This is a genomic window from Thiomonas sp. SCN 64-16 (assembly GCF_001725585.1).
Taxonomy (GTDB): Bacteria; Pseudomonadota; Gammaproteobacteria; order Burkholderiales; family Burkholderiaceae_C; genus Thiomonas; species Thiomonas arsenitoxydans.
On record NZ_MEGQ01000066.1, the window covers coordinates 1 to 12,331 of the forward strand.

The following is a 12,331-nucleotide window of genomic DNA, read 5'->3' on the forward strand; positions in this document are numbered from 1 at the left end:
ACTATCACGAGATGTGCGCCCGCGCGGACTTCGCGCTGGAAGTCTTCGGTCCCGATGCTGACAAGCTGGCCTTCCTGGTGGACGGCTACGTGGGCGGCCCCGGCATGGTCACCACCGCGCGTCGCCAGTATCCGAACCAGTACTTGCACTATCACCGTGCGGGTCACGGCGCCATCACCTCGCCCAGTTCCAAGCGCGGCTACACCGCCTTTGTGCTGGCCAAGATGAGTCGGCTGCAGGGGGCTTCGGGCATTCACGTCGGCACCATGGGTTACGGCAAGATGGAAGGCGAGGGCGACGACCGCAACATCGCCTACATGATCGAGCGCGACGAGTGCCAAGGCCCGGTCTACTTCCAGAAGTGGTACGGCATGAAGCCCACCACCCCCATCATCTCCGGCGGCATGAACGCGCTGCGCCTGCCCGGCTTCTTCGAGAACCTGGGCCACGGCAACGTGATCAACACCGCGGGCGGCGGCTCCTACGGCCACATCGACTCGCCAGCGGCTGGCGCCAAGTCGCTGCGCCAGGCCTATGAGTGCTGGAAGGCCGGAGCCGATCCGATCGAGTACGCCAAGGAGCACAAAGAGTTCGCGCGCGCATTCGAATCCTTCCCGGGCGATGCCGACAAGCTCTTCCCGGGCTGGCGCGACAAACTGGGCGTCCACAAGTAAGCCGCTCCTGACGACGTCGTTTTTGAAGGTTTCAGCGCCCCCGGTTTCACGGGGGCGTGTTGTTTTGGAGGTGGATGCATGAGCATTGACGCGCAGCAGTACCGGGTTCAAGCAGAGCCCTATTACCAGCCGCAGGGCCGCGAGGTGGCCTTGTTTGAGGCCGCCTACCGCAATCGTTTGCCGGTCATGGTCAAGGGGCCGACGGGATGCGGCAAATCGCGCTTTATCGAGCACATGGCGTGGCGGCTGGGCAAGCCGCTCATAACCGTCGCCTGCAACGAAGACATGACGGCGAGCGATCTGGTCGGACGTTATCTGCTCGAAGGCGGCGGCACGCGCTGGCTCGATGGGCCGCTGACCACCGCCGCGCGCATCGGCGCGATCTGCTACCTCGACGAAATTGTCGAGGCGCGTCAGGACACCACCGTGGTCATCCACCCGCTGACCGACCACCGCCGCACCCTGCCGCTCGACAAGAAGGGCGAGCTGATTCAGGCGCATCCCGATTTTCAGTTGGTGATTTCGTATAACCCGGGCTATCAGTCGCTGATGAAGGATCTGAAGCAGTCCACCAAACAGCGCTTCACCGCCTTCGATTTCGACTACCCCGAGGCCGGGCTCGAAACCGCCATTCTGTGCAAGGAAAGCGGCCTCGACGCCGAGACGGCCGCCAAGCTGGTGAAAATCGGCCACGCCGCGCGCAATCTCAAGGGGCACGGTCTCGACGAGGGCATTTCCACACGCCTGATGGTGTACGCCGCGCAGTTGATCCGCGACGGCGTTGATGCAGGAGACGCCTGCCGCATGGCGCTGGTGCGCCCCATCACCGACGATGCCGACATTCGCCAGACACTCGATCACGCCATCGACGTGACCTTCGCCTAAGAGGGTGCGAACAAATCCGCCATGACCGCTCCTCGCGCCCAAACACCCCCGCTCGGCGTTGCAAATGCGCGCCGTGCCGACGGGCACGGCTGTGCTTTGCGCCTTGATCGGAAGCGTTTGGGCACGTTGCTCGGCCACGCCGGATTCATTCACACCCTCTGTGCGGCAAACCAAGCTGAATCATGGTGAGTGACGCCCTGATGGACGATTCGATACGTGCCAGTTGGGCGCGGCTCGACACGCGCTTTCCTCTCGTGGAGGCCATTTTCCCGGCCTGCATGGCCGATGCCCAGAGTGTGCTCACGCCCGATGGACTGAGCGCCTTCCTCGAAGCGGGCCGCATCATCGGCAAACTGGGGCGGGGCGCCGAGCCTTTGCTGGCCTTTCTGGAAGCCTGGCCGTCCACCGCCCGCGCCGTGGGTGAAGACCTGCTGGCGCCCGTGATGGCCGTGGTGCAAGGGCTGCAAAAATCGCCCAACGGTCGGGCCATCACGCCCTTTTTGCAGACCCTGGCTCCCGTCGCCCAGCGCCTGCAAGCGGGCGAGCAACTCCAGCACTATCTCGATCTCACGCTCGATCTGATGGCGCGCACCACGCGCTCCATCCACGGCTTTCACACCACCTATCCCAGCCCAGGGCTGCCGGACTTTTTCAATCAGGCGCCGACCTTGCTGGCCCAGCTCGACATTGGCGGCTTGCGCCGCTGGGTCGATTACGGCGTGCGCAACTATGCCACCCATCCCGAGCGGCAAAAAGATTACTTCAGCCTGCAATCGGCCGACGCGCGCGCCGTGCTGCAGCGCGAGCGCCACGGCACGCTGCTGGTGGATGTGGAGCGCCATCTCGAGCTGTATCTGCGCGCCTTGTGGCGGGACGGCGATCTGCTGATCCCTTACTCCACCGCCTTCGACGAACTGCGCAAGCCGGTTCCCTATTACGACCCGCTGGGCATTCGTCTGCCTGATGTGCAAGACGATGCTTCTGGCGTCTCGGGCCTCGATCGTTACCGGGCGATGCTCGCCCACATGGTCGGCCACCGCCGCTGGTCCACCCCGCAGATTGCCGACAACTGGAGCCCGTTTCAGCGCATGGCGGTCGAGTTTTTCGAGGACTGCCGGGTTGAAACCCTGCTGATCCGCGAATACGCCGGACTGCGGCGGCTGTTTCTCGCCCTGCATCCCCGCCCTGTCGAAGAGGCTTGCGATCCCGAGACCACCTCCTGTCTGCGCCACCGCCTGGCGATGTTGTCGCGGGCGCTGCTCGACCCCGAGCACGGCTACCGCGACGCCGATCTCAACGCCTTTGTCACCCACTTTCACGCGCTGATGGCGCAGGGCACCTCATCCACCCGAGACATCGCCGTGCTGGCTCTGGCCTATGTGGCGAAAACCCGCCGCCAGAGCGACCAGTTTGCCAAAGTGCACTTCGAAAATACCGTCATCGACTACCGCGACGACAACCGGCACCTTTGGCGCTTCATCGAACAAGGGGACGAGGAAGAGCGCTTCGACGAAACCCGCCGCAACGATGCGCAGGACGACTTGCCGCGCCTGCCGCCGCGGCACTATCCCGAATGGGACTATCACAGCCAAACCTATCGGCCCGACTGGGTCAGCGTGTACGAGGGTTTGCATCCGTCTGCACAGGCGGGCGACATCGACCGCTTGCTGCAAAAGCACGCCCCGCTGGCCAAGCGCCTGCAAAGACTGCTGGAACTGCTCAAGCCGCAAGACAAAGTGCGCATTCGCTATCAGGAGGAAGGCAGCGAACTCGATCTCGACGTCGCTATCCGTTCGCTGATCGATTTCAAGGCAGGCTCCAACCCTGATCCGCGTATCAATCTGAGCCACCGCACCAACGGGCGCGATATTGCCGTGACCCTGCTGCTCGACCTCTCCGCCTCGCTCAACGACAAGGTGAAAGGATCAGAGCAGACCATCCTCGAACTTTCGCAGGAGGCCGTCTCGCTGCTCGCCTGGGCGATCGAACGCTTGGGCGATCCGCTGGCGATCGCCGGTTTTCAGTCCAACACCCGGCACGAGGTGCGCTACCTGCACATCAAGGGTTTTGGCGAGCCGTGGGGTGATGAAGTCAAGGCGCGTCTCGCGGCGATGCAGGCCAACTATTCCACCCGCATGGGGGCGGCGCTGCGGCACGCCGCCCACTCGCTGCACGCGCGCAAGAGCGACAAAAAGCTGCTGCTCGTTCTCACCGACGGCGAACCTGCCGATATCGACGTGCAAGATGAACGCCTGCTCATCGAAGACGCCCGCCAGGCGGTGCGAGAGCTCGAACGCGACGGTCTTTTCACTTACTGCATCAGCCTTGACCCGCGCGCCGATGCCTATGTGTCCGACATTTTTGGCCGCCGCTACACCGTGATCGACAACATCGAGCGCCTGCCCGAGAGATTGCCGGAAGTGTTCCTGGCGTTGACCAAATAGCGCGCGTTCCTCAGCGGTTTCAAATCCTCGCCCCGGCACAGTGTTGGGGGGCTGTGGACAATACGGCCTGTCCCCACCCAGCCTATTCACTCCACGGTCTACCTCTATGCAATCCTTGCGACAGCTTTGGCGTGACTGGCGCAGCGGCGAGCTGCGGCTCTTATTCTTCTCGCTGGTGCTGGCCGTGGCCGCGTTGTCGGCCGTGGGCTTCGTCGCCCAGCGGCTGCAAGGCGCGCTGGTGCGCGATGCTGCGCAGTTGATCGGTGGCGACGTGGTGATCGTCAGCGATCATCCGCTGAAACCGCTGTATTTGCAGCAGGCGCGAGCGCAGGGGCTGCGCTCTATGCAGACGGCGGTGTTTCCCAGCATGGCGCTCGACGTCACGGGTGACCGCACCCGGCTGGTCTCGCTCAAGGCGGTAGGCGCGCATTACCCCTTGATCGCGCAGGTGGTGCTGCGCGACGGGCTGCAGGCGCCGGAGGTGTCGCGCAGCGGGCCGCCCGAGCCCGGTACGGTTTGGGTGAATGCCAGTGTGCTTGGCGCCCTGCGGCTGCAGGTGGGTGATCTGTTGCAGTTGGGCAATGCGCGGTTGCGCATCGCGGCCATTCTGGTGCGCGAGCCCGATAGCGGCGCGGGCTTCATCAATTTCGCTCCGCGGGTGATGATGAATCGCGCCGATCTGCCCGCTACCGGGCTGATCCAGCCCGCCAGCCGGGTGACTTATCGCCTCGCGCTGGCTGGGCCATCGCAGGCAGCAGCCGCCTACGCCAAATGGGCGCAGGAGCAGATTCGCCAAACCTCCGCGCGCGGCATGCGGGTGGAAACCGTGGCCGACAGCGGCCCGGCGCAAGAACAGACGCTCAAGCGCGCCTCTGATTTTCTGCATCTGGTGGCGCTGATCACCGCGCTCATGGCCGCTGTGGCGGTGGCGCAGTCGGCGCGCGACTTTGCGCGCCGACGTTTGCAGCCCTGCGCGGTGTTCAAGGCTTTGGGGCTGCGTCAGGGCGTTTTGCTCCGTCGTTACGCCGCCGAGTTTGTCTGGTTGGGCGGCTTTGCGGCGGCGCTGGGGGTGTTGCTCGGCCTGGCGGTGCAGGCGGCGATGATCGGGCTGCTGCACGGGCTGATTCAGGTTCAGGTGCGCGAGCTGCCCGCGCCCGGTTGGGCGCCCGCGTTGTTCGCCGGGGCGACGGGCATGGTGCTGCTGCTGGCCTTTGGCCTGCCCTCGATTCTGCAGTTGGCGCGCGTACCGCCCCTGGCGGTGCTGCGCCGCAGTCTGGGCCGCCTGCAGTCCGCGCCGTTCGTCACGGTGCTGGCAGGCGTGGGGGCATTTGGTCTGTTGCTGTGGCTGCAGGCCGGCGACCTTCGCCTGGGGCTGATTGCCGCGGGTGGTTTCATCGGCCTGACGCTGGTGTTCGCCTTGCTGGCCTTGCTGATGATGCGGGGTTTGCGGCGCTGGATACGCGGCCATGCGGCGTCATCCGTCGCCGCCGGCGGTTTGATGCAGATGGCGGCGCGTCAGTTGGCCACCCGGCCGTGGAGCGCGGTGATTCAGATCACGGCGCTGAGTCTGGGTTTGTTCGCGCTGGTGTTGCTGGTGCTCATGCGCACCAGTCTGATCGACGCCTGGCGGGCCTCCATACCCGCCAACGCGCCCGACCGCTTTGTCATCAACATCCAACCCGCGCAGAGCCAGGATTTTCTGGCCGCGCTGCGCCGCGATGGCGTGAACCACGAAGACTGGTATCCCATGCTGCGCGGCCGTCTGGTGGCCATCAACGAAAAGCCGGTCTTTGGACGCGACTACGACAGCATCCGCGCCCGCGACCTGATCGACCGCGAATTCAATCTTTCAGCCAGCGCCACCTTGCCCAAGGCCAATACCCTGGTCGCAGGCGACTGGAACGATACCGGCGGGCCCGATGCCAAAGGCCTGTCGGTCGAGCAGGGCATCGCCAAAACCCTGGGCTTCAAACTCGGCGACACCCTGACTTTCGACATTGCGGGACAGCGCGTGACCGCACCCATCACCAGCGTGCGGCATGTCGACTGGAGCTCCATGCATGCCAACTTCTTTGTGCTGCTGCCGCAGGCCCTGCTGAAAAATCAGCCCGTGACCTATCTGGCCGCCTATCGCGCCCCCGGAGATGCACAGCGCATGGACGACACCCTGGTGCGGCAGTTTCCCAATCTCACCGTGGTCGATGTCGGCAGCCTGCTCGCGCATTTACGCAAGCTGGTCGAGCAGGTCATCACGGCCGTGCAGTTTTTGTTTTTGTTCGCCCTGGCGGCCGGGCTGGCGGTGCTCGCCGCCTCGCTGGCGTTGTCGCGGCAGGACCGCTCGCGCGAAATGGCGGTGTGGCGCGCCCTGGGCGCCTCTTCGCAGTTGCTGCGGCGTATGGCTCTGGTGGAAATGATGTGGGTCGGCGCGCTGGCCGGGCTGCTCGGCGCCGCCGGGGCGGCGGCCGTGAGCGCGGCGCTGGCGCACTGGGTGTTTCTGTTTCCCTGGCAGCCGCCATGGTGGCTCTGGCCCGCGGCCATGCTGGCGGCCTCCATGCTGGCGATGGCGGCCGGGTGGTGGAGTCTGCGCGATGTGCTGCGCCGGGCGCCGGGTCAGAGTTTGCGCACCTTGACTTGAAAATGAGCTGAAAATCTTTTGCCACTTTGCGGGACGATTGATTGCAGATTGACCTGAGGCAAGTTCTGCCGGGGCGCATCTCCCATAATCGCGATTCTTTTGTTTCAGCCTTGTTTGCAAATTGCTCCGCTCCATGTCAGAAACCATCGCCATCACGCCCGCCGCACCTGTCCCCCAGCCGGTTTCCAGCACGCCTTATCAGCGCCTCGGCGGCGCGGAGGGCGTGCGTCGGTTGGTCGATCATTTCTACGACTTGATGGATCTAGAGTCGCAATATGCCGATCTGCGGGCCATGCATCCCACGAATTCCGAAGAAACGCGGGAGAAGCTCTACCTGTTTCTCAGCGGCTGGCTGGGCGGACCCGATCTGTATTCCCCGCAATATGGGCATCCGCGCCTGCGGATGCGCCACTTTCCCTACGCCATCGGCACCAAGGAGCGCGACGAGTGGATGGCCTGCATGGTGCAGACCCTCAACGAAGTCGAGATGGACGACACACTGCGCCGCCAGTTGCACGAAGCCTTCGCCGGCACGGCCGACTGGATGCGCAACAAAGCCGAGCCCGGCAATATGCCGGTGGGTAATGTGGTGCATGGTTGACTGTTTGGCGTAACTGAGCACGCCGCTCTGTGCTCTCATCTTCGCTCTCAAATCGCGGGCTTGTTTTAAGCATTGTTTCAACCGCCGCGTTCAGTGCGCCGGGCCGAGCGCAGCAGCACCACCAGAGCTCCGGCGCCGCCATCGCTGGGCCGGGCCTGCACATAGGCCATCACTTCGTCGCGCTGCATCAGCCAGCTTCGCACCTTGTGTTTGAGCACCGGCTCGCGCAAGGGCGAACTCAGCCCCTTGCCGTGGATCACCCGCACGCAGCGCCATTCGCGCTGCAGCGCGGTGCGTAAAAACTGACCCAGAGCCTCACGCGCCTCGTCGCGGCGCAGACCGTGCAGATCGATTTCGTTCTGGATCGTCCAGTTCCCCCGGCGCAGCTTGCGCAGGGTGTCCGATCCCACGCCTTCTCTCCGCCAGGATAGGGCGGCGTCGGTCTCCAGCAAATGATCCAGATCGAGTTCGTCGGACATCGCCTCTAACAGCACCAACCGTTCGTCGCGCAGCGATTGGTGCGGAATGGGTTTGGGCGGTGCGGGCTGCAATCCTGGCGGGGGAGGGTGGATCGATGCCCCCAAGACCTTGGCGCCCGCAGTGGCCGCGCGAAATAGGGCGCGATCTGCGGAGGTGGGCACAGACTCGGCGGGAGCGGCCGCGATGGGAGGTGGAGTTGACCCAGGTTTCGTACGCGCAGGCTGCGGCGGCTGGCGCAGGCGCCGGCGCAAGTCGCGCAATGCGTCCTGGCTGCTTGCCTTGAGCGCAGGCGCGGCGGGTTTCACAACAGACCCCGTTCGGCAAACGAAACCACGCTATGCCGGGTGACCACCAGATGATCGAGCACGCGCACATCCACCAGGGCCAGCGCCGCTTTCAGGGTTTGCGTCAGCGCGCGGTCGGCAGCGGACGGTTCGGCCAGGCCGCTGGGGTGGTTGTGCGCCAGAATCAGCGCGCCGGCATTCAAGCGCAGCGCGGCTTTCACGACCTCGCGCGGGTAGACGCTGGTGCTCGCCAGCGTGCCGCGAGAAAGCTCTTCCGAGGCGATGAGCTGGTGCTGGTTGTCGAGAAACAGCACCGCGAAAATTTCCACCGGTTGCGGCCCGAGCCAGAGTCGCAAATAGTCGCGCACCGCAGCGGGCGAATCGAGCAGGGGTTGCTGCATCATCTGCTCGTTCAGGGTGCGGCGAGCGAGTTCCAGCACGGCGGCAATCTCGGCATATTTGGCCGCGCCCAGTCCTTTGATTTTGCGGAGTTGCTCGGATGAGGCGTTGAGCAGGCCGTGCAGGCCGCCGAACTGATCGAGCAAGGCGGCGGCCAGATCGAGGGCGCTCTGCCCGCGCACCCCGGTGCGCAGCACGATGGCGACCAGTTCGGCGTCGGCCAGGGCGTGCGGGCCGCGCGCCAGCAATTTTTCGCGCGGTCGCGCATCGGCAGGTAGATCGGCGATACGTGTGGCCATGCAGGGTTCCCCCTAAAATGCGGTTTACGTCGCCTTTGCGGCTCGCTTTCAGCCGCTATTTTGCCTGCCCGCCCATCATCGTGCCTTGCGTCCAGCCTGATTCCTACCTCACCCTGCATTACCGCCTCAGCGATCCGGGCGGCGTCGATGCGGTCAACACCTTCGGCGGCACGCCCGCGACGTTTACGTTAGGACAGGGGCAACTCAGCCCGGCGCTGGAGGCCTTGCTCGTCGGCCTCGATGAAAACACGCACACCCGTTTCGATCTGCCTGCGGGCGCAGCTTTTGGTGCGCGCATTCCGGGCTTGCTGCGTTGGGTTTCGCGCGGGGAGGTTGAGCGTGCGCGCGAATATCCCGGGCCCGCGGCGCAGGTCGGCGATGTGATGCGTCTGCGTCTGCCGACCACTGCGGATGGCGAAGCCGGTCTGCTCACCGCACTGGTGCGTGAAATTGACGAAGCCGGCGACGCGCTGCTGCTCGATTTCAACCATCCCCTGGCCGACTGCCCCACGACTTTCGAGGTCAAGATTCTCGCCGTGCTATGAAGCCAGACGCTTTCGCCTTATCGCCAGACCCTGAAGTTGTAGCGTCCGAACCGCAAGTGTTGCTGGCCAGCCCACGCGGTTTTTGCGCTGGTGTAGACCGGGCCATCGACATTGTCGAGCGCGCGCTGGAACGCTTTGGCGCGCCCATCTATGTGCGCCATGAAATCGTGCACAACACCTATGTGGTCAACGACCTGAAGGCCAAGGGCGCGGTTTTTGTCGACGAACTCGAACAAGTGCCCCAGGGCGGCACCGTGGTGTTTTCTGCGCACGGGGTGTCGCAGGCCGTGCGTGCGCAGGCGCAGGCGTTGGGCTTGCAGGTGTTCGACGCCACTTGCCCGCTGGTCACCAAAGTGCACGTTGAAGTGGCCAAGATGCGGCGCGACGGGCTGGAAATCGTGATGATCGGTCACGCCGGTCATCCAGAGGTCGAAGGCACCATGGGGCAGGCCGAGGGCATCCATCTGGTGCAGACCCTCGACGATGTCGTGCGCCTGAACATTGCCCCCGATGCGCCGCTGGCCTTTGTGACTCAAACCACGCTGTCGGTCGATGACGCCTCCGAAATCGTCGCGGCTCTGCGCGCGCGGTTTCCTCAAGTGCATGAGCCGAAAAAGCAAGACATCTGCTACGCCACGCAAAATCGCCAGGACGCGGTGAAGATGCTCGCCCCACAGGTCGATGTGGTCATCGTGGTTGGCAGTCCGACTAGTTCGAATTCCAATCGCCTGCGCGAAGTCGCCCAGCGGATGGGCAAGCCCGCCTACATGGTCGATCAGGTCGAAGACCTGCGCGCTGAGTGGCTGGAGGGCGCGCGCCAGATCGGCCTGACGGCGGGCGCTTCGGCCCCCGAAGCCCTCGTCGATCAGGTCGTGGCCCGGCTGAAGGCATTGGGCGCCGTAGCGGTGCGGCAGCTCGACGGCGTGACCGAATCGGTACAGTTTCCGCTGCCGCGCGGCTTGGTGGTCAAGGCCGACTCCTGACCGACTTACCGCCCAGCCATCCGGCGCAAGGCTTGGCCCGGATCGCCCGGCGGCGGCTTCATTTCTCGTTCAACTCAAACGCATCATGCTCGACATCACCCTGCTGCGCAAAGATCTGCCCCACGTCATCGCCCGGCTCGAAACCCGTCAGTCTCCTCAGCCCTTCCTCGATGTGGCCCGCTTTGAAGCCCTCGAAGCCGAGCGCAAAACCCTACAGAAACAAACCGAAGATCTGCAGGCGCGGCGCAACCTGCTCTCCAAGCAGATCGGGCAGGCCAAAGCCAAAGGTGAGGATGTCGCGCCGATCATGGAAGAGGTCGGCCACATCAAAACCACGCTGGAAGCAGACGCCGCCCGGCTCGACGCCTTGCAAGCCGAACTGCAGGGTCTGCTCATGGCTGTTCCCAATTTGCCCGCGGCCGACGTGCCCGTCGGCGCGGACGAGACGCAGAACGTCGAGCTGCGCCGATGGGGCACCCCGCGCACGTTTGAATTCCCGGTGCGCGACCACGTCGATGTCGGGGCAGACCTCGGGCTGGACTTCGAGGCCGCAGCGCGCATCTCCGGTTCGCGTTTTGCCGTGCTGCGCGGGCCGATCGCCCGCCTGCACCGGGCCCTTGCCCAGTTCATGCTCGACGTTCACACCACCGAACATGGCTACACCGAAGCCTATGTGCCTTACATCGTCTCGGCGCAAGCGCTGCGCGGCACGGGGCAGCTCCCTAAATTCGAGGAAGACCTCTTCCCCGTGAAGCACGGAGAGGGCGAGAGCCACTACCTCATTCCCACAGCCGAAGTGCCGCTGACCAATCTGGTGCGCGATCAGATCGTCGATGCCGCCCAACTGCCGCTGCGCTTTGTGGCGCACACGCCGTGCTTTCGCTCCGAGGCCGGGTCAGGCGGGCGAGATGTGCGCGGCCTCATCCGCCAACACCAGTTCGACAAAGTCGAGCTCGTCTGGGTGACGCGGGCAGAAGAGTCGGCCACCGCGCTGGAACAACTCACCGCCCACGCCGAGAGCATCCTGCAACGCCTGCAATTGCCCTATCGCACCATCGTCCTGTGTACCGGCGACATGGGTTTTGGCAGCGCGCGCACCCACGATATCGAGGTCTGGCTCCCGGCGCAAAACACCTACCGCGAAATCTCATCCTGCTCCAATATGGAAGCGTTCCAGGCCCGCCGCATGCAGGCGCGCTATCGCGCCGAGAGCGGCAAGACGGAACTCGCGCACACCCTTAACGGCTCCGGCCTGGCAGTTGGTCGCACGCTCGTGGCGATCCTCGAAAACTACCAACGCGCTGACGGGGGTATCGACATTCCGCAGGCGCTCCAGCCCTACATGGGAGGACTGACCCAGATCGAGCCGCGTGCCTGATATACTTATCAGCTTTTCGCGACCACGACAGCTCGCAAGCTTAAAGCGACCTGTGAAGCGAATAGCAACGAACACCCCGGAAAGGTGGCAGAGTGGTCGAATGTACCTGACTCGAAATCAGGCGTAGGCGCAAGCCTACCGAGGGTTCGAATCCCTCCCTTTCCGCCAGAAGATTAGCCTAAGTGATTGATTAACTCAGGATTTTTTCTTTTCTGCGTTCGCCTGTCATCAAAACCGTCATCAAAGCCGGTGTGATCCAAACGCATCAGCACGTCGCGTGCTGACCCGATGCGCGCAGACCGGGCCGCCCACGCGCCTGCACGCTACCCCAGTCCCCCTCCTGATCTGCCCCGCATGGTTCCTGGGGGCTTGGCCGCGATCTTCCCTGTGGGGTAATTGAGCGAGTGGATGCAAATGATGAATTAAATAGAAAAGAATCATGGTCGCATGCACGACGCGATTGAGTCGGCTTACGCCGGATTTGCCTTGACTCCGAGATAAAAACTACTTCCATGAATTAAATCTGTCAACAAAACAGGCATTTGCATGTAAACCAGAGTCATTGCACACTTCCTCAACCCTGAGGAACCCGCAATGACCCAAACGCCCACGCAAACCCCGCCCGCGCAGACCCTTCTGACCGTCAAGACCGTCCAACAGTGGACCCAACTGTCCAGGACGACCATTTACCGCCTCACCGTCGGCGGCCACCTCCATCCGGTGC

10 protein-coding genes and 1 tRNA gene are annotated in these 12,331 nt (G+C 64.0%); 9 read left to right on the forward strand and 2 right to left on the reverse strand.

From position 1 onward, the window contains the following. The 5 genes from ABT24_RS14140 to ABT24_RS14160 form a co-directional block, all read left to right on the forward strand. Positions 1-674: RuBisCO large subunit C-terminal-like domain-containing protein (locus ABT24_RS14140; protein ID WP_286738109.1), on the forward strand; the 674-nt coding region annotated here is incomplete at its 5' end. A 78-nt stretch (positions 675-752) separates the two neighbouring features. Beyond that, positions 753-1,559: a CbbQ/NirQ/NorQ/GpvN family protein gene (locus ABT24_RS14145; RefSeq protein WP_276732935.1), complete on the forward strand. Its 807-nt coding sequence runs from the start codon at positions 753-755 to the stop codon at positions 1,557-1,559. Positions 1,560-1,741: 182 nt separating this feature from the next. Continuing rightward, positions 1,742-4,003 carry a nitric oxide reductase activation protein NorD gene (locus ABT24_RS14150; RefSeq protein ID WP_286738112.1) on the forward strand — a complete coding sequence of 754 codons (2,262 nt, stop codon included), beginning with the start codon at positions 1,742-1,744 and terminating at the stop codon, positions 4,001-4,003. A gap of 106 nt (positions 4,004-4,109) precedes the next feature. Continuing rightward, on the forward strand, positions 4,110-6,638 hold the full coding sequence (locus tag ABT24_RS14155; RefSeq protein ID WP_276732930.1) for an ABC transporter permease: 2,529 nt from the start codon (positions 4,110-4,112) through the stop codon (positions 6,636-6,638). A 133-nt stretch (positions 6,639-6,771) separates the two neighbouring features. Beyond that, the gene (locus ABT24_RS14160; protein WP_276732928.1) at positions 6,772-7,239 is read left to right on the forward strand and encodes a group II truncated hemoglobin; all 468 of its coding nucleotides are present in this window, start codon (positions 6,772-6,774) and stop codon (positions 7,237-7,239) included. Positions 7,240-7,316: 77 nt separating this feature from the next. On the opposite strand, the gene ABT24_RS14165 is transcribed toward ABT24_RS14160, so the two are convergent. Together ABT24_RS14165 and radC are read right to left on the reverse strand one after the other, a co-directional pair. Continuing rightward, on the reverse strand, positions 7,317-8,024 hold the full coding sequence (locus ABT24_RS14165) for a Smr/MutS family protein (RefSeq protein WP_276732925.1): 708 nt from the start codon (positions 8,022-8,024) through the stop codon (positions 7,317-7,319). Next, the gene (gene radC / locus ABT24_RS14170) at positions 8,021-8,701 is read right to left on the reverse strand and encodes a RadC family protein (RefSeq protein ID WP_156052530.1); all 681 of its coding nucleotides are present in this window, start codon (positions 8,699-8,701) and stop codon (positions 8,021-8,023) included. The genes ABT24_RS14165 and radC overlap by 4 nt, the downstream gene beginning before the upstream one ends. An 80-nt stretch (positions 8,702-8,781) precedes the next feature. Between radC and ABT24_RS14175 the strand changes: the two genes are divergently transcribed. The 4 genes from ABT24_RS14175 to ABT24_RS14190 all read left to right on the forward strand — a co-directional run bounded on the left by ABT24_RS14175 (position 8,782) and on the right by ABT24_RS14190 (position 11,775). Then, positions 8,782-9,246, forward strand: coding sequence for an FKBP-type peptidyl-prolyl cis-trans isomerase (locus ABT24_RS14175; RefSeq protein ID WP_276732923.1), 465 nt, complete (start codon positions 8,782-8,784; stop codon positions 9,244-9,246). Then, on the forward strand, positions 9,243-10,229 hold the full coding sequence (ispH, locus tag ABT24_RS14180) for a 4-hydroxy-3-methylbut-2-enyl diphosphate reductase (RefSeq protein WP_276732920.1): 987 nt from the start codon (positions 9,243-9,245) through the stop codon (positions 10,227-10,229). Before ABT24_RS14175 ends, ispH begins: the two co-directional genes overlap by 4 nt. Positions 10,230-10,314: 85 nt before the next feature. Next, on the forward strand, positions 10,315-11,607 hold the full coding sequence (serS, locus tag ABT24_RS14185) for a serine--tRNA ligase (RefSeq protein ID WP_156052533.1): 1,293 nt from the start codon (positions 10,315-10,317) through the stop codon (positions 11,605-11,607). Positions 11,608-11,685: 78 nt separating this feature from the next. Beyond that, a tRNA-Ser gene (locus ABT24_RS14190) sits at positions 11,686-11,775 on the forward strand. Positions 11,776-12,331 lie beyond the last annotated feature (556 nt).